17 protein-coding genes are annotated in these 16,712 nt (G+C 68.4%); 7 read left to right on the forward strand and 10 right to left on the reverse strand.

The window, feature by feature from the left end:
• Positions 1–49: 49 nt before the first annotated feature.
• Positions 50–1,567: a GMC family oxidoreductase gene (locus A9310_RS14790; protein ID WP_065631265.1), complete on the reverse strand. Its 1,518-nt coding sequence runs from the start codon at positions 1,565–1,567 to the stop codon at positions 50–52.
• Between the two features lie 140 nt (positions 1,568–1,707).
• Positions 1,708–2,127 (reverse strand): VOC family protein, encoded by a 420-nt coding sequence (locus A9310_RS14795; RefSeq protein ID WP_065631266.1) that lies wholly within the window; start codon positions 2,125–2,127, stop codon positions 1,708–1,710.
• A 73-nt stretch (positions 2,128–2,200) separates the two neighbouring features.
• Between A9310_RS14795 and A9310_RS14800 the strand changes: the two genes are divergently transcribed.
• On the forward strand, positions 2,201–2,776 hold the full coding sequence (locus tag A9310_RS14800) for a helix-turn-helix domain-containing protein (RefSeq protein WP_065631267.1): 576 nt from the start codon (positions 2,201–2,203) through the stop codon (positions 2,774–2,776).
• 76 nt (positions 2,777–2,852) lie between these two features.
• On the opposite strand, the gene A9310_RS14805 is transcribed toward A9310_RS14800, so the two are convergent.
• The 3 genes from A9310_RS14805 to A9310_RS14815 all read right to left on the reverse strand — a co-directional run bounded on the left by A9310_RS14805 (position 2,853) and on the right by A9310_RS14815 (position 5,554).
• The gene (locus A9310_RS14805; RefSeq protein ID WP_065631268.1) at positions 2,853–3,788 is read right to left on the reverse strand and encodes a hypothetical protein; all 936 of its coding nucleotides are present in this window, start codon (positions 3,786–3,788) and stop codon (positions 2,853–2,855) included.
• A 14-nt stretch (positions 3,789–3,802) separates the two neighbouring features.
• Complete coding sequence (serS, locus tag A9310_RS14810) at positions 3,803–5,062, reverse strand: serine--tRNA ligase (protein ID WP_065631269.1); 1,260 nt, start codon at positions 5,060–5,062, stop codon at positions 3,803–3,805.
• A gap of 66 nt (positions 5,063–5,128) precedes the next feature.
• Positions 5,129–5,554 (reverse strand): ankyrin repeat domain-containing protein, encoded by a 426-nt coding sequence (locus A9310_RS14815; protein ID WP_254661267.1) that lies wholly within the window; start codon positions 5,552–5,554, stop codon positions 5,129–5,131.
• Positions 5,555–5,634: 80 nt separating this feature from the next.
• Here A9310_RS14815 and A9310_RS14820 point away from each other — a divergent pair, with 80 nt between their 5' ends.
• A complete protein-coding gene (locus tag A9310_RS14820) occupies positions 5,635–6,603 on the forward strand; it encodes a cation diffusion facilitator family transporter (protein ID WP_065631270.1) in 969 nt (322 codons plus the stop codon).
• A gap of 142 nt (positions 6,604–6,745) precedes the next feature.
• On the opposite strand, the gene A9310_RS14825 is transcribed toward A9310_RS14820, so the two are convergent.
• The 3 genes from A9310_RS14825 to A9310_RS14835 all read right to left on the reverse strand — a co-directional run bounded on the left by A9310_RS14825 (position 6,746) and on the right by A9310_RS14835 (position 10,965).
• A complete protein-coding gene (locus A9310_RS14825; protein WP_065631271.1) occupies positions 6,746–7,987 on the reverse strand; it encodes an HNH endonuclease signature motif containing protein in 1,242 nt (413 codons plus the stop codon).
• Positions 7,988–8,303: 316 nt separating this feature from the next.
• Positions 8,304–9,323 (reverse strand): crotonase/enoyl-CoA hydratase family protein, encoded by a 1,020-nt coding sequence (locus tag A9310_RS14830; RefSeq protein ID WP_065631272.1) that lies wholly within the window; start codon positions 9,321–9,323, stop codon positions 8,304–8,306.
• Positions 9,316–10,965, reverse strand: coding sequence for an acyl-CoA dehydrogenase family protein (locus A9310_RS14835; protein WP_065631382.1), 1,650 nt, complete (start codon positions 10,963–10,965; stop codon positions 9,316–9,318). The genes A9310_RS14830 and A9310_RS14835 overlap by 8 nt, the downstream gene beginning before the upstream one ends.
• Positions 10,966–11,086: 121 nt before the next feature.
• Here A9310_RS14835 and A9310_RS14840 point away from each other — a divergent pair, with 121 nt between their 5' ends.
• From A9310_RS14840 to A9310_RS14855, 4 genes are all read left to right on the forward strand, one after another.
• Entirely contained in the window at positions 11,087–11,830 is a 744-nt protein-coding gene (locus tag A9310_RS14840; RefSeq protein ID WP_212743639.1) for a PaaX family transcriptional regulator C-terminal domain-containing protein, read from the forward strand.
• Between the two features lie 111 nt (positions 11,831–11,941).
• Positions 11,942–13,075, forward strand: coding sequence for a septum formation family protein (locus tag A9310_RS14845; RefSeq protein WP_065631274.1), 1,134 nt, complete (start codon positions 11,942–11,944; stop codon positions 13,073–13,075).
• Between the two features lie 4 nt (positions 13,076–13,079).
• The gene (locus tag A9310_RS14850) at positions 13,080–13,430 is read left to right on the forward strand and encodes a metallopeptidase family protein (RefSeq protein WP_058250909.1); all 351 of its coding nucleotides are present in this window, start codon (positions 13,080–13,082) and stop codon (positions 13,428–13,430) included.
• A 105-nt stretch (positions 13,431–13,535) separates the two neighbouring features.
• Positions 13,536–14,036, forward strand: coding sequence for a hemerythrin domain-containing protein (locus A9310_RS14855; RefSeq protein WP_058250908.1), 501 nt, complete (start codon positions 13,536–13,538; stop codon positions 14,034–14,036).
• 82 nt (positions 14,037–14,118) lie between these two features.
• On the opposite strand, the gene A9310_RS14860 is transcribed toward A9310_RS14855, so the two are convergent.
• Positions 14,119–14,778, reverse strand: coding sequence for a histidine phosphatase family protein (locus A9310_RS14860; protein WP_058253726.1), 660 nt, complete (start codon positions 14,776–14,778; stop codon positions 14,119–14,121).
• A complete protein-coding gene (gene pheA / locus A9310_RS14865) occupies positions 14,778–15,746 on the reverse strand; it encodes a prephenate dehydratase (RefSeq protein ID WP_065631275.1) in 969 nt (322 codons plus the stop codon). Before pheA ends, A9310_RS14860 begins: the two co-directional genes overlap by 1 nt.
• Before the next feature lie 158 nt (positions 15,747–15,904).
• On the opposite strand from pheA, the gene A9310_RS14870 reads away from it, so the two are divergent.
• Positions 15,905–16,657, forward strand: coding sequence for a DUF2470 domain-containing protein (locus A9310_RS14870; RefSeq protein WP_058253724.1), 753 nt, complete (start codon positions 15,905–15,907; stop codon positions 16,655–16,657).
• Positions 16,658–16,712 lie beyond the last annotated feature (55 nt).

Raw genomic sequence — 16,712 nt, forward strand, 5'->3', positions numbered from 1 at the left:
GACGATGACGTCGGTTCGCGTGGCGACTGGTTCGTGGGTGACGCCGGGATCAGACCGAGATGAGGTCGACGGCGCGGTGCGCGAGCATCATCGTCGCCGCGTTCGGGTTACCCGAGGGCAGGGTCGGCATCACCGATGCGTCGATGACGCGCAGACCCTTCGTGTCCCGGACCTCGAGGTGCGGGCTCACGACCGCGCCGTCGTCGGCGCCCATCCGACACGTCCCCGCCGCATGCGCGATGCTGATCTCCTCGGATGCGAGGAAGGCGGTGTCGACCGCCCGCTTGTCATCGCCGATCAGGCCGTCCGCGACGCCTCGCATCGACGCCGAGTCACGGATGAGTGCCCGTGACAGCGCCACGCCCCGGGCGAGAGTCGTGACGTCGTCCGGGTCAGCCAGTCGTTCGAACTCCACCAGGGGCCGTCCGCCGACGACGCCGACCCGGCCGCGACCGTTGGGGTGTAGCAACACCGTGGAGACACTGAATCCGTCGGTGCGCTCGAGTGTGGTCCGTCCCGAGATCTTGTCGATCGTGTAGTGCATGGGGCTGATCGCGATCTGGTAGTCGTCGGTGAAGAGCTCCGCCTCGAAAGGCACACCGGTGAACGCACCTCGTCCGCGCGCGACCAGATCCGCCACGGCGCGGACGAGATCGCCCGGGCCGAGGCTGTTGATGGTCGGTACCTTCGATCGCCACGCCTCGGTCACCACACGATGGTCCTGGAGATTCTGACCGACGCCGGGGACCCGGGCGACCGATCCGGATGGACCCACACCGGAACGGAGTAGGAGCGCGGGCGTGCCGATGGCTCCGGCGCACAGCACGACTTCCTGCTGGGCTCGATACCAGTTGCCGTCAGCGCACCGGACCCCTGTCGCGCGGGAGCCCGCGAACGTGATCTCGACGGCTTGGGACCGACGACGCACAGACAACGACTCTGAACGACCAGATCTGTGCAGGTATCCGCGCGCAGACGAGGACCGAAACCCGCGCCGCTGATTCACCTGCGCGCGTGAGACCCCGAGTTGCGTCGCGCCGTTGTGGTCGGGATTCCGCCTGTACCCGGCTGTCACCGCCGCATCGATGAACGCGTCGTCGATCGGGTGTCGGTGCGCACACCAGGTGACACTGATCGGCCCGCCACGTCCGCGATACTCGTCGGGGCCGTCGACCCAGTCCTCGATTTCCCGGAAGTGCGGTAGAACCTCCTCGAATGACCAACCGGGACAACCATTGTCCGCCCAACGGTCGTAGTCCTCGGCGCGCCCACGGACATACACCATGGCGTTGATCGACCCACTCCCACCCACGATGCGCCCGGCGGCGACAGAGTCGACACAACCGTCTTTGCTCGGGTCGGCCGCGCACGGATACAGCCAGTTCGCCCGCCGGTACACCGATGCCAGGCCGATGGCCAATGCGACGTCAGGACGGCGGTCGGTCCCACCGGCCTCGAGCACGACGACACTGGCACCGGCAGATGCCAAGCGCGACGCCACGATCGACCCCGCGGATCCGGCGCCGACCACAACGAAATCCGCACTTCTCGATGCTGTTTCGGTCATCGGTGAGTCCTCGGTCGGCGTCCGAGGTGCACGATACTCGGATAGGCGACAACACAACAGAGCGCAGCGGCAACGCGTGCCAGCTCGAGAGTCTCCGAAAACCGTTCGCAGAGCTACCTATTCGGAGTCAGTGAGCGCGATCAGTTCGTCGACGCGTCGGCGACGTAGGCTTCGGCGAACTCGCCGACCGCGGGGATCGGCTGGATGCAGTCGAGGAGTACGCCGTCGGGCCCTTCGACGATGAAGTGCCGCTGACCGAATTCCTCGTCGCGCAAATCGAGCACCGGACGGAGTCCGTGTTCGTCCGTGAGACGCCGGTAGAGCACGTCGACATCGTCGACCTCGATGTTGACCAGCAGCCCGGCGGCGGGTCGGCGGTAACCCTCGGGGATCGTCGGATGAGTCGCACCCACGAGCCCCAGCTCGAACACGCCGGTGCGCATGCTGACGTACCAGTCCGCGGAGAAGGTGACCTCGAAGCCGAGAACCCGCTGGTAGAAGTCTGCGGACGCAGCCACGTCGGTAGTCATGAGAACCGGGTAGACGCTGGTGACGTTCATGATGGAGCTCCTTTACGTACGATGCATTTGTATAACCGACTATACATACGCAGCGTACGTAAAGGAACCTTCCGTGCCGAGAGCCTCCGCCGCGGCCGCAGCCGAGACGGCCCGTGCCGTCCTCGCCGCCGCCACCCGTCAGTTCGCCGATCGTGGATTCTCCGACGTGTCCCTCGACGACGTCGCCGAAGCCGCGGGCGTCACCCGCGGCGCCGTCTATCACCACTTCCGCAACAAGGGCGCGCTGTTCGCGGCGGTCGCCGCGGCCTGCCACCAGCAGGTCGCCGATGCGGTCGTCGAGGCGGCCGAAGCCGCCGGCACCGACCCGGCGGGTCAGTTGAGTGCCGGGTCGCACGCGTTCGTGGACGCGATCACCAGTGGAGCCGCCGTGCGGATCCTGCTGATCGACGGACCTGCGGTGGTCGGCTGGGACGAGTGGCGCCGACTCGACGAGGCCGGGTCGGCGACCCATCTGCGCGAGGCCCTCGTGGCGGTCGGCGTCGACGGCGAGTTGGTCGACGTGATGACGATGCTGTTGTCGGGTGCGATGAACGAGGCCGCCCTCTGGCTCGCCCGGCATCCCGACGACGACACCGCACGCGAACGCGCCCACCGCGCACTGGATCGGCTGCTGGCCGCGATCGTGTGAGAGATCCGATGAGACCACGTTGCGATTCGTCCCGGAAGGCGGGATGGAACGCAACGCGAGCTGTGGGCCTCGTGGCCTATCGCCGCTCGACTCCGCGCGGCGGATGGCCGTACCCGCGAGGCGCATTCGTCGCATCGGCCGTCTCGACCGCGGTGACCGCACCCGACGACGCCAGTACGACGCCGCCGAGAACTGCGCCGAGGAAGGCCACGATCGCGACCGGACCCCATCCGGCACGTGTGACGTCGCCGAGGAACGCGATGCCGACCGCCCCGGGCAGGGTCGTCTGGCCGACGACCAGCGCGGCGGCCGCGCCGTTGACCGAGCCGGTCTGCAGCGCCACGGTGAACAGGTAGAAACCGCCGATCCCGCTGAGCAGCAACGCATACAGCGCGGGGTCGGTGAACAACACCGACAGATCGAGTGGGTCGAGACCGTCCAGGATGCGAGAGGCCACCGCCATCACACCGAAGACGGCCCCGGCGATGAGACCGGTCACCGCCGCGATGTGCTTACGCAAGCGGCGCATCACGATCACGCCCAGCGCAATCAGCGCCGGTCCGGCAAGGAGTACCGCCCAGTGCATCCACGCATCGTGCTCCACGCCTTCGCGACCCGCCGAGAGCGCGAGCAGCACCAACGACAGCACGATCACCGCCCCGGAGATCCAATCCCGCAGCGCCAGACTAACTTTCAGGACCACCATCGCCAGCAGCGCGGTGGCCACCAACCGTGCGGAGATGATCGTCTGCGACAAGAAGAGCGGGATCAGCCGTGCCGACGCGATGGTCGCGACGAAACCGATGATGTCGAAGACGAATCCGACGAGGAACGGCACCGTGAGCATCGTGGCCGCCGTGGAGCGCAACGACGGATGCGCGGCAGCGGACCGACGGCGCTCCTCACGGATCGCCGCACGCTGCGCGACCTGCTCGGCGCCCAGCGCCTGCAGCACCGCTGCCGCGGCGAACGCCAGCGAACCGATCACCGCGATCACGATGCCGGCGGTCATGACAGGAGCTCAGCTCAACGCGGGGTGAGCACGTCGGTGCCCACGAACTTGGCGAGTTCGGCGGGCAGCCGGACCGAACCGTCGGGTTGCTGGTGATTCTCGAGGATCGCGACCAGCCAGCGGGTGGTCGCCAGCGTTCCGTTGAGCGTCGCGGCGGTCTGCGGTTTGCCGTTCTCGTCGCGGTAGCGGATCGAGAGGCGTCGTGCCTGGAACGTGGTGCAGTTCGACGTCGAGGTCAGCTCGCGGTAGGTGCCCTGCGTCGGCACCCAGGCCTCGCAGTCGTACTTCCGCGAGGCCGACGAGCCGAGGTCGCCGCCGGCGACATCGATCACGCGGTACGGCACGTCGATGGCGGCGAGCATGTCCTTCTCCCAGCCCAGCAGGCGCTGGTGTTCGGCCTCGGCGTCCTCGGGCCGGCAGTAGACGAAGCCCTCGACCTTGTCGAACTGGTGGACGCGGATGATGCCGCGGGTGTCCTTGCCGTAGCTGCCGGCCTCGCGTCGGAAACAGGTCGACCAGCCGGCGTACCGCTTCGGACCGTCGGACAGGTCGAGGATCTCGTCCATGTGGTACCCCGCGAGCGGCACCTCCGACGTGCCGACCAGGTACAGGTCGTCGTCCTTGTCGAGGTGGTAGACCTCGTCGGCATGGGCGCCGAGGAACCCGGTTCCCTCCATGACCTCCGGCCGGACCAGCACCGGCGGGATCATCAAGGTGAACCCGTTCGCGGTGGCCTTCGCCGCGGCCATGATCAGCAGTGCGAGCTGGAGCTGCGCACCCTGGCCGGTGAGGAAGTAGAACCTCGAGCCCGACACCTTGGCGCCGCGCTCCATGTCGAGCAGTCCGAGCGACTCACCGAGTTCGAGGTGATCCTTCGGGTTCTCGATGGCGCGGGGCTCGCCGACGTGCTCGAGGACCACGTAGTCGTCCTCACCGCCGGCGGGCGCCCCATCGGCGACGATGTTGGAGATGGCCCGATGGGCCTTCGCCGCGGCCGCATCGGCCTCGGACTGGCGCGCCACCGCGGCCTTGACCTGCTCGGCGAGCTCCTTGCCCTTGGCCAGCAGCGCTTGCTTGTCGTCGCCCTGTGCCTTACCGACCTGCTTGCCGAGAGCTTTCTGCTCGGAGCGCAACGCGTCCGCCTCGACGATGGCCGCCCGGCGCTCGGCGTCGGCGGCGAGCAGCGCGTCCACCAGGCCCGGGTCCTCACCGCGGGAGCGCTGTGAGGTGCGGACGAGGTCGGGGTTGTCGCGAACAGTCTTCAGGTCGATCACGACTTCAAACCCTACTTGAGAGCACGATGCGAACCCGATCACGCCGTCGCAGTCCCCGGGGAGGTCTCAGCTCCACAGACGCCGTAGGTCCTCACGCCCGAACATCGCTGCCGCGGCATCGGCGGCCGGAGTCCCCACGTGCGGGTCCGCCCCGGCGTCGACGAGCGCCCGCACCACGTCGTCGAAACCCTTGAACACCGCGCCCGCCAACGGCGTCTGCCCCTTGTCGTTGGCGAGGTCGGCGTCGGCGCCGCGGTCGAGGAGGGCCGACACCGTTGACGCGTGGCCGTGGTAGGCCGCGAGCATCAGGAGCGAATCACCGGACTGGTTACGCAGATCGGCCGGGACGCCGGCGTCGAGGTAACCGGCGAGCGTGTCGGTGGCACCGGAACGCGCCATGTCGAAGAGTCGGGTGGCCAGTTCGACGACCTCGGGGCCCGGGGCGTCGATGCCGGGCGCGGCCTCGAGTGGATCGTCGGAATGGGCTGCCACTCCCGCGAGTGTAGGCGCGGCCGACACACCTACGTTCCGAGGAGTCCGTGGAGACCGCGTCGTATGGGAGACTCGGCGCAGTGACTTCTCCCGTAGCGCAGCACGAATCCGGCGGACGCGGCGAGAGTTTCTTGACGGTCGTCATCGCGTTCGTGTCGAACCTCTTGATCGCCGTCGCCAAGACCGGCGCCGCGATGATCACCGGCTCCGCGTCGCTCGTCGCCGAAGCGGCCCACTCGTGGGCCGACACCGGGAACGAGATCCTGCTGCTGATCGCGGAGCGACGTGCCCATCGGCCCCGGGATGCCCGTCATCCACAGGGCTACGGACGCGAGGCGTACATCTGGTCGATGTTCGCGGCCTTCGGATTGTTCGCGGTCGGAGCCGCGGTGTCGGTGCAGCACGGCATCACCGAACTGCTGTCACCGGAGCCGGCGACGGATTACGGCATCGCCTATGCGGTCCTGGCGATCGCCGCGGTACTCGAGGGCATCTCGTTCGTGCGGTCGTATCAACAGGCGAAGCGCGGCGCGGTCAAGCGTCGGATTGGTCTGCTGCGACAGGTCTTCCGCACCTCCGACCCGACTCTCCGTGCCGTCTTCGCCGAGGACGCGGCCGCGCTCATCGGTCTGGCCATCGCCTTCGTCGGAGTGCTCCTGCACCAGGTCACCGGGTCGGCCACCTACGACGCGATCGGGTCGATCCTGGTGGGCGTACTCCTCGGAGTCGTCGCCATCGTCCTGATCAACCAGAACAGGCGGTTCCTGCTCGGGCAGGCGGTCGACGACGCCGTCCAGCAGCGCGTCCTCCGGGACCTGCTCGCGCACAGCAACATCGAGCGCGTCACCTATCTGCACGTGGAGTACACCGGGCCCGTTCAGCTGTTCCTCGTCGCCGCCGTCGATTTCACGGGTGACGACGCCGAGTCGTCGGTGGCCGTCGCTCTCCGGCAACTCGAGAACGAGCTGGAGCGCGACCCGCGAATCACGGAGGCGGTACTCACCCTCTCCGCCCCCGGCGACGCGGACCTCGTGCCCGACGCACCCTGATCCTCTCCGGGATCTCGTAGCGCAAAGGCGCGCTAGGCCGTGTCCTCGCTACGAGATCCCGGTGGTTCCGTTTCACACTGTGGAGTTGTCAAAGGTCATGCGGCACCGGAGTCGATGCCGGAGGGTCTGGTCTGTGGAGTGTCTAGACGGGAGCGTCGTCGAGCCGCATGGTGCGTCGGTTGTAGGCCGGCCGGGGTAGGCGTCGCGGGTCGATGTCGGCGGGTGGGATCAGCCACGGGTGCCGGTCGGGACCCATCACCACTTGCCAGCCGTGGTGGTGCACCTGGGTGTGACAGCGCTGGCAGAGTAGGCACCCGTTGTCGAGATCGGTGGGGCCACCATCGACCCAATGGACCAAGTGGTGAACTTGCGTATGCGCTGCTGGCGCGCCGCATTTCACGCAACATTGATCGCGCACGATGATCGCCTGCCGCAGATGGTGCGGGAACAGTCGTTTCGTGGTGCCCATCCGCAACGGCACCCCTTCGTCGTCAAGGAGGATCTCGGCGACCCCGCCGTCACACGACAAGCGCCGTGTCGTCGATTCTGACACCGCACCCATCCACGGAAGCCGAGCCGGACCAACCCCATCGGCAGGAATGGTCACCAGCAGTTGGGTGCGTGGTGCTCCGGCCGAGGTCATCGCCGCGCCGATTGCAGCTTGATCCAACAACAGCTCCAGCGCATCGGCACGCCGCTCGGCCGCACCGCGACGATCCGTCGCGCCGTCGGGTTCAGGACGCGGACAGGACCGTTCGTCGATCATGGACACGAACTTCTCTCCGATCACCGCGGTCACATCTCCGGCGATCGCGACCCGCCCGTCTTCGGTGATCCTGGTGTGCACGGTGTTCAGCGATGCGTCATCGGCCGCCGCCACGGTGCTGGGGTCGGTGGCGACCCGCTGGGCGATCCCGCGGGCGTGGTCGTCGATCTCGGTCGGGGTGGCGCCGGAGAATGCCTGCGCAAGCAACTCACTCTCATATCCGCTGCGATCGTCGTCGGACAGCGGTGACGCGGACCGCTTGTTCACCATGGTGATTCCACGGATCACCGCATCAACACACTCGGCAGACAGATAACCCTCGGCGGCACAGTCGGACACCTTCGGCACCGACTTCAGCCCGCTGGCGGTGCGCACATAGCGGTGCGCGGCCGCGGGTGGCATGCCCATCTCGATCAGTGCGTTTCGTGTGGTCGACCCCGCCCGCGCTGCCGCACCTGTGTCGTCGAATAGTGCTGTGTGCACGGCGATCTGGTGATCGAGCACGTTGCGCAACATCCGTAGTTCGTCGAGCCGCTCGTGTAGCGCGCGGCCACTGCCGTCGTCGGGCGGCGGTTGCAGGACGGTGAGGGTGTCGCGGAGTTCGGTGATCGAGGGCATGACATCAAGCTACTCGCAATCACGTTCGACGACGAGATTTCTCCACAGCCCTCATTGTCGCGAATCCTGTTGCGCAGCAGTCGCCGTCAATCGCGCCCCAGTGGTGGACTGTGGTGAACAGAAACCCCACCAGTCACAGACGCCGGACGGGTGCACCGGGGGGCACCGCCTCGGACGCCGGGCCCTTCGTGACGCGCCCTCCGCAAGCTCCGGACGCTCCTCAGGGGGCGGTGGGGGCCGCGCCCTCCGCTAGCTCCGGGCGCTCCTCAGGGAGCAGGGCGAGGGGCGCAGTTCGCTCACGCCAGTGCGGCGTCGATCACTCTGTCGGCGACCGGAATTGAGCACGCTTCCAGTCGCCGTTGATCTCATCGCGTTCGCGGACGGCGTCCCGGAACCCGACGGTCGCGGCCCGCTGCTGGAAGGCGTAGCCCTCGCGGGTGTGGCGGGAGATGCCGTCGAAGACCGTGCTGATCATCCCCGAATTCGCGACGCCCTGGGCCAGGAGCGCACTGTTGAGCGCCAGTTTGGCCATCACGAGCTGATTGATCGGCATGCGGGCGATCCGCTCGAGCAATGCCTCCGTCCGGTCGTCGAGCTCGTCGGCCGGGGGCGCCTCGACGGCCAGCCCCCACTCGTGCGCCTGTGTGCCCGACAGGCAATCGCCGGTGAACAGCAGTCGCTTGGCGCGCTGATCGCCGAGCCGATGAGCCCACATCCCCGCGGCGGGGATGCCCCACACCCGGGTCGGCGGATAGCCGATCTTGGTGTCGTCGGCGCAGATGATCTGGTCGGCGTAGAGGGCGATGTCCGTGCCGCCGGCGACGGCGAACCCGTGCAGCTTGGCGACCGTCGGCTTGTTCGCGTGGAGCAGGCTGGCGAAACCGCGGTTGAACCTGCTCATCATCGCGTAGTCGATCATGGGATCCCAGGTGCGGCCCGGGTCGTGATTACGTGCCTGCACAACGGGATCGAGGACGGTGCCGGTCCGGGGATCGACGGCCTCGGACGGGTCGCCGCCGTTCTCGGCGAAGATCGACAGGTCGTATCCGCCGCAGAAACCCTTGCCCCGCCCGGATACGACGATCACGTGGACACCGGGGTCGAGGTCGGCGCGCTCCACCGCGTGCGACAGTTCGACGGGGGTGTCGACGGTGATCGCGTTGCCCTGATCCGGCCGGTTGAAGGTGATACGGGCGATCCGGCCGGTGACCTCGTAGGTGAGCGTGCGGTAGTCGACATCCGGCTCACGTCCGGCGCGGCCGGTGAACAACGAGTCCGGACCGCCGCGCAGGTCGTTGCGCCACGCGGCCGGCGGCGAGCCGGACGACTCATCCACGGACGTTGTCCTGCACGGTCTTCGGCGTCACCCGTTCGATGATCGACGCCGTGTCGATCCCCGACGGCAGCGTGCCGAACACGTCCCCCCGGTCGTTGCCGAGCCGACTCGCGGCGAACGCATCGGCGACCGCCGGATGGCCGTACCGCACCAGCAGGGAGGCCTGGAGGAGCTGGGCCATGCGGCCGACGACCCGCCGGGCCCGGTACTGCATCGCGTCCAGGTCGCCCAGCTCCCGTCGGAGTTCGTCGGCCGCGGCGTCGAGGTGCCGGTCCGCCCCTGCCGCACTGTCGATCTCGTCGAGGAACACGGTCACCGTGTCGGGCTGTTTGGCCATCGCCCGCAACACATCGAGCGCAGCCACATTCCCCGACCCCTCCCAGATCGACATGAGCGGCGACTCCCGGAAGAGCCGCGGCATCCGCGACTCCTCCACATATCCGTTGCCGCCCAGGCACTCCAGCGCTTCGGCGGCATGGATCGGGGCGCGTTTGCACACGTAGTACTTGCTGACCGCCAGCGAGATCCGCCGCAGCGCATCCGCCCGGGTGTCGCCTGCGGTCGCCTTGTCGGTCAATTCCGCGAGCCACAGTGCCGTCATCGTGGCTCCTTCCGACTCGACCGCGAGATCGGCCAGCACGTTGCGCATCAGCGGTTGGTCGACGAGCGCGGCGCCGAAGGCCCGGCGGTGGGTGGCGTGATGGGCGGCCTGGGCGACGCCGACCCGCATGCCGGTCGCCGAGCCGAGGGTGCAGTCCAGGCGGGTCATGTTCACCATCTCGATGATCGTCGCCACCCCGCGGCCCTCGTCACCGACGAGCCACCCGACCGTGTCGTCGTACTCGACTTCGCTGCTCGCGTTGGAGTGGTTGCCCAGYTTGGCCTTCAGCCGCTGCAGCATAAAGGTGTTGCGGGAGCCGTCGGGCAGCACCCGCGGCACGAAGAAGCACGACAGACCTCCCGGCGCCTGCGCCAGCACCAGGAACACATCGCACATGGGTGCGGAGGTGAACCATTTGTGGCCGGTGATGCGGTACGTCCCGTCCGGTTGGACGACGGCTGTCGTGGTGTTCGCGCGAACGTCGGAGCCGCCCTGCTTCTCGGTCATCGACATTCCGGCGGTCAGCCCCGCTTTCGACAGCGGCGCCCGGAGACCGGGATCGTAGGTCGTCGAGACGAGCAGCGGCTCGTACAGCCCGGCGAGTTCGGGGTTGGCCCGCAGTGCCGGCACCACCCCGTAGGTCATCGACAACGGGCAGCTGTGCCCGGCGTCCACCGAACCCCACACGCTCGACTTCACCGCACGCTCGAAGTGCGCCGTCGGACTCGGGTCCGACCATGCGGTACCACCGAGACCGAAACCGATACCCGTCCGCATGAGGTGGTGATAGGCGGGGTCGTAGGTGACCTCGTCCACCCGGTTGCCGTAGCGGTCGTGCGTCCGCAGTTCCGGCGGGTGGGACTCGGCGAGGTCTCCCCATCCGAGCGCTTCGGCACCACCGGCGAGACGGCCGATCCGGTGCAGGTCCTCGAGCATGTGGTCGGCGCCCGCGCGGTGAACCGCCTCGGAGATGGCCGGATTGTCCGCGGCGTCGAAGTCGACGAGTTCGGGGACCTGATTGGTGACGACGTGGGTGGACATGGCGGAACCCGCTTCCTGGTGGAGGTCGTGATCCACGGTATTACATCATTCTGCTGTGCGCCAGAGTCTTGTAATACCCGGCGTCGCCGCCGAGCCGAACCCGCCCGATAGCATCGACGCCGTGCCCGGACGCGTGGACATTCCCAAGCTCACGGCGCGATCGGTCATCCTCAGCGCCCTCCTCGGCCTCGACTCCCCCGATGCGTCGATCAACGGGCTCCTGGCCACGGCCACCGAGCTCGGGCTCCGCGAATCGACCGTCCGGGTGGCGCTGACGCGACTGGTCGCGGCGGGAGACCTGGAACGCACCGACGGCAGATGCCGACTCTCGCCCCGCCTGGTCGAACGTCAGCAGCGCCAGGACCGGGCACTCCATCCGGCACGACGGGACTGGGACGGCAGCTGGGATCTCGCGATCGTGACGATCGGTTCGGAGAGCTCGACCGAACGGGCGCTGCTGCGCGACACGCTGCGAAAGGCCCGGCTCGGCGAGATCCGGGAGGGCGTCTGGGCCCGCCCGGCCAACCTCGACATCGAGCTCCCGCCCGCACTGCGCCGTCGTCTGAGCCTCTTCCGCGCGGCTCCCGAGGAGGCGTCGACCGAACTGGCCGCACGACTGTTCACCCCGTCGACCTGGGCGGGGGCCGCAGACGAATTGCTCGACGCACTCGCCGCCGCGGCGACGGTCGCCGATCGATTCGAGGTCGCCGCCGCCATCGTGCGACACATCCTCCGCGACCCGCTCCTGCCCGCGGAACTCCTCCCCGACGCCTGGCCCGGGGATCGGCTCCGCGAGGGGTACGAGGGCTTTCGCAGCGAGCTCACCGGACTCACCGCCCGGCACCTGGCACCCGACGGGGAGTGAGGAACCGGGTCTCCGAACCCGACCGGCGCGGTCATGCGGTGCATCGGCCCGGTCCGGCCATCGGCGCACGAGGGTGTGCCCCGTCCGATCCGTTAGGCATGATGGATCCCGATGAACGCGCCCGACCCCGACCGCAGCCACCCCGCCGACGCCGACGCACCGGCCGGCGGACCCCGCCGACCAGGCGCTTTCGCCCGCAACCCGGTCTTCGTGGTCCTGGGCGCGATCGTCGTCGGCGCACTCGTGGCAGGCGGGATCGCCTTCGCTGCGGGGGTCTTCGACGACAGCGGCAGCGTCGGCGGCAGCAACATCGGCGAGGGTGAGCGGTTGGTCGAGAACGCCTTCACGAAGTCGGTCGCGGGCGACTGTCTGGACTGGCCGGCCGGCAACCCCGGCCAGCCGGTCGATGTGCCGTGCGAGCAGAAACACCGCTTCGAGGTCGCGGGAGCCATCGACACCGCATTGATCCCCGGCGCGGAGTTCGGCGAAGACGCTCTCTGGCCCGGCGCCGAGCGGTTCGCGACGATCCGCGACGAACAGTGCCCGGTGATGGTGGACCAGTATCTCGCCGGGCGCCTCGACCCGCAGGGCCGCTTCGCCGTCGGGATGATGTACCCCTCCCAGGTGCAGTGGGACAAGGGCGCGCGTCAGCTGCGCTGCGGGGTCCAGGAGAACGGGGCCGACGGCGCCCCGGTCCAGTTCTCCGGCCGGGTCGCCGACCAGAACCAGTCGTACGTCTGGCCCGAGGGCACCTGCGTCGGCATCGATCCCGAAACCCGCACCCCGACCGGTTTCGCGGTGAGTTGTGCTGAGCCGCATGCCTTCCAGACGACCGGGATCGTCGATCTGTCGGTCCGCTTCGGCGACCGGATGTCGAACAGGCCGTGGCCGCCGACCGGCGCGCAGAACAGCTACCTCGGCTCGATCTGCCCGGTCCAGGCCGAACGGTTCGTGGGCGGGCGCAAGCAGCTCGACGCGACCACGCTCAACGTCCAGTGGTCGGTGCTCAGCGAGCCGAGTTGGCTCGCCGGAAGCCGCAAGGTGGTGTGCTACCTCGGGCTACCCGACAAGCGCGGCGGCTTCGCGACCCTGGTGGGCGACGCCAAGGGCGGCGCGCTGCTGATCAACGGGCGCGCGCCGGTCGCACCTCCGGAAGCGCCACCGGGCCGGGCCCTGCCGACGCCGGTGCCGCTCCCGCCGGGCATCGCGCCCAACCCCGCCGAAGCACCGGCCCCGGCGGGTTGACCCGATGGCCGTGTACATGTCCGACGACGAGTTCGACGGGCTGGTGTCCGACGCGCTGGACACCATCCCCGGCGAACTGACCGACGCGATGAACAACGTCGTGATCCTCGTCGAACCGCACAACCCGGAAGAACCCGGCATCCTCGGGCTGTATCACGGTGTGGCACTGACGATGCGGACCACCGACTACGGCGGATTCCTGCCCGACACCATCACCATCTACCGCGACCCCATCCTCGCGATGTGCCACTCGCGGGAGGAGGTCGTCCACGAGGTGGCGGTCACCGTCGTCCATGAGATCGCACACCACTTCGGCATCGACGACGAGTGGCTGCACGCCAACGGCTGGGGCTAGTGGTGTGGCCGGCGCCCCGATGCCGCCGACTCGATGTTTGACCTGCGGCGGAACGCGGTATGAGGGGTAGCAGATCGAGCAGCCCTCTATCTCAGGAGTACGTCCATGTCCTCAGACGCCATCGTCATCCTCCGGGACGACCACAAGGAGATCCGCAAACTGTTCCGCGACTTCAGGTCGCAGGGCGACAACGCCGTGAAGACCAAGGGCAAGATCGTCGACAAGATCATCGAGGCCCTCACCGTGCACACCTACATCGAGAACGAGGTGATGTACCCCGAGATCCGCAAGCGGGTCCCCGATCTCGAGGACGACATCCTCGAGTCCTACGAGGAGCACCACGTCGCCGACGTACTGGTCGTCGAGTTGGCCGCTCTCTCGCCGGACAACGAGCGGTTCGACGCCAAGACCACCGTCCTGATCGAGAACGTGGAGCACCACATCGAGGAGGAAGAGGACGAGTGGTTCCCGAAGGTCCGAGAGGCGCTGAGCCGCAAGGAACTCCGGGAGATCGGTGAGGAGATGCTGCGTCGCCGGGAGAAGGCTCCCCGACGCCCGTCGCAACCGTCGGCGCTGAAGAAGACGGTCGACGCCATCATCAAGTAACCCTTCGTGACGCTCGCAAGCTCGCTCCTCAGGGAACGGGGTGACGTCGCAAGCTCGCTCCTCAGGGAACGGAGGGACGCCGTCAGCCCATCGGTTCGTCGACGAGCGGCTCGTCGGCGATCTCGAACGGGGCCGTTGTGGCGCCCCATCGGGTGCACACCCAGATGCCGTCGGAGTACTCGAGTTCGATGGAACCGGTGTTGCCGAGGTGGGTCGCCGCGGCGAACCGGGAGTCGATCCCGGCGAGCCGGGCGGCGATCAGGCGGATGGCCGCACCGTGACTCACCAGGAACACATCGCGCTGGTCTGGGCCGGTGAGGTACATGTCGGCGAGGTCCTCGACCGTCGGCAGGTACCGGTCGTAGACCATCGCAAGGGATTCGCCGCCGGGGATGCGTGCGTCGAGGTCGCCGGCGTGCCAGCGGTGCATGATGTCCTGGAAGACCTCATGCGATTCGCGGTCGGAGCGGTCCTCGAGCTCGCCGGCCTGGACCTCGTGCACGCCGTCGATCGCCGCGGTCTCCACATCCCACACCGACCCGATCAGCTCGGCGGTCTGCCGGGCGCGGAGCGCGCGTGAACTGAGCAGCACCGCGTGCTGTTCCGGCACGTTCTCGAGACCGAACCGAACACCCTGTCGCGCACCGAAATCGGTGAGCGCGGCACCGGGCAGAGCGGTGTCGAGGCGGCGCATGACGTTCGAGGTGGTCTCACCGTGACGGACCAGATGCAGCCGCGCCATCACTTCCCTCCCCGACGCATCGAGTCGACCCATGCAAGCGACTCGGTGTGGTCCGGCGGCGCGGAGCCGGTGGTGCGCACCGCGGGCCACGAGCCGAGGAACACCACCCGCTCGCACCGGCGGTGAAGGGCGGCAAGGGCTTCGGCGACGGCCGCATCGTCGATGTGTCCGACCGCGTCCAGGAAGAACCGGTATCGGCCGGCGATGCTGCGACCCTCGGCCTCGTCACGCTGCGGGCGCGACTCGATACGAGTGAGGTCGATTCCGCGCGAGGCGAATTCGTTCATCGCCGCCATCAGGCTACCCGGCTCGTTCGACAGCTCGAGGATGACCGAGGTGCGGTCGGCGCCGGTGCGGGGCAACGGCACCCCGGGCCGACCGAGCAGGAGGAACCGCGTGGTCGCCTCCCGCGCGTCGGCGACACCGTCGGCGAGCACGACGAGTCCGGACAGGCGAGCCGCGAGCCCCGTGGTGACCGCGGCGTCCGCCTTCCCGGCCGCGACATCTTGCGCGGCAGCGGCATTGGAGCTCGCGATCACGAACTCGGCGTTGGCGAAAAGCTCACCGATCGACTGACGCACCTGCGCGGAGGCAACCGGGTAGGCGGCGATCGTGCGGACATCGGCCGCGACCATCGGCGCGGCTGCGGCTATGGCGAACGAGATGTCGAGCACCGTCTCGGCGAAGGCCTGCACCCGACCGTTTACGGCGTGGGCCGCGGGCGGCACCAGTGCGTCCATCGTCGCCGGCACCGAACCCTCCAGCGAACTCTCGATCGGCACACAGCCGTAGTCGGCATCTCCGGAGCGGATCATGGCGATGGTGGCGGCAGGACTCGACGCGGCGACCCGGTCGACCCCGCCCGACAGGTCGAGGCCGTCCGCGGACCGTTGTTCGGCGAGGACCGCGTCGAGCGCCATCTCGGTGAAGGTTCCGGGCGGGCCGAAGTAGGCGATCACAGGCACCACACGAGCCTAGTGGAACAGGCCTGCCGAGACCCTTTCGCGCATGTGTCCCAGGCTCTACGCAGGGGTGTCGAAACCATTGACGCGTGCGCTCCGGGTATTTAGGTTAGGGTTACCTTTCATACGACCCGCGCCCCGCGACGCCGACCGGAGAGACTGTCATGACGAGAACGACGACCGACCGCCCCACGGATGCCGAGATGATCCAGACGGCTTGTCGTCGCGGCGGTTCCGCCATCCTGGCCGTCGAGGGCGCGGACGCCACCCCGATCGACGTCGTGCACCTCTTCGAGTCCCAGGCCTTCGTCCTCGTCCCCACCGACGGCGACGCGATGCGGACCGTCGACGGCGCCGAGGGCGTGCCCGCCATGCTCGAGGTCACCGACTGGGCACCCATCGACCTGCGTGAACGCGTGCGTTCGGTGATCTGGCTGAACGGCACGTTGCACGAGGTCCCGCGCGACCTGGAACGCGACCTGGCCATCGAGATCGCGGGCGAACACCCCGACGACGGTCTCCTCGACATCGGACACGGCGCGTCGATGATGCGTCTGCAGGTCGACACCGCGGTCATCGCGTCCTCGGACGGCGCGGCGTCGGTGTCGGCCACCGAGCTCGCCGACGCCGACCCCGACCCCTTCTGGGAGCACGAGGGCAGCTGGCTCGAACATCTCGACAGCGACCACGCCGACATCGTCGGACAACTGGTCCGCAAGCTTCCCGTCGAGCTGCGCACCGGACGGGTGCGGCCGCTCGGCCTCGACCGCTTCGGCATCCGGTTCCGCATCGAGGGACTCGACAGCGACTCCGACGTCCGCCTCCCGTTCGCGCGGCCGGTCTCCGACGTGTTCGAACTGTCCCGCGCGCTGCGGAATCTCGCGGGCTGCCCGTTCCTGAACTCGATGCCCGACTGACCCGGATCGCGTAGCAACGCCGCCCGCGGATCACGCATCCGCACCACGGATCGCG

It is taken from the genome of Gordonia sp. UCD-TK1 (assembly GCF_001691435.1).
Taxonomy (GTDB): Bacteria; Actinomycetota; Actinomycetes; order Mycobacteriales; family Mycobacteriaceae; genus Gordonia; species Gordonia hongkongensis.

Bases quoted from the DNA above. Each gene is read 5' to 3' on its own strand.
- A9310_RS14845 (WP_065631274.1), top strand. From the start codon at position 11,942: ATGAACGCGCCCGACCCCGACCGCAGCCACCCCGCCGACGCCGACGCA.
- A9310_RS14805 (WP_065631268.1), bottom strand. From the start codon at position 3,788: ATGACCGCCGGCATCGTGATCGCGGTGATCGGTTCGCTGGCGTTCGCC.
- A9310_RS14870 (WP_058253724.1), top strand. From the start codon at position 15,905: ATGACGAGAACGACGACCGACCGCCCCACGGATGCCGAGATGATCCAG.
- A9310_RS14860 (WP_058253726.1), bottom strand. From the start codon at position 14,778: ATGGCGCGGCTGCATCTGGTCCGTCACGGTGAGACCACCTCGAACGTC.
- A9310_RS14825 (WP_065631271.1), bottom strand. From the start codon at position 7,987: ATGCCCTCGATCACCGAACTCCGCGACACCCTCACCGTCCTGCAACCG.
- A9310_RS14855 (WP_058250908.1), top strand. From the start codon at position 13,536: ATGTCCTCAGACGCCATCGTCATCCTCCGGGACGACCACAAGGAGATC.
- A9310_RS14790 (WP_065631265.1), bottom strand. From the start codon at position 1,567: ATGACCGAAACAGCATCGAGAAGTGCGGATTTCGTTGTGGTCGGCGCC.
- A9310_RS14850 (WP_058250909.1), top strand. From the start codon at position 13,080: ATGGCCGTGTACATGTCCGACGACGAGTTCGACGGGCTGGTGTCCGAC.
- A9310_RS14795 (WP_065631266.1), bottom strand. From the start codon at position 2,127: ATGAACGTCACCAGCGTCTACCCGGTTCTCATGACTACCGACGTGGCT.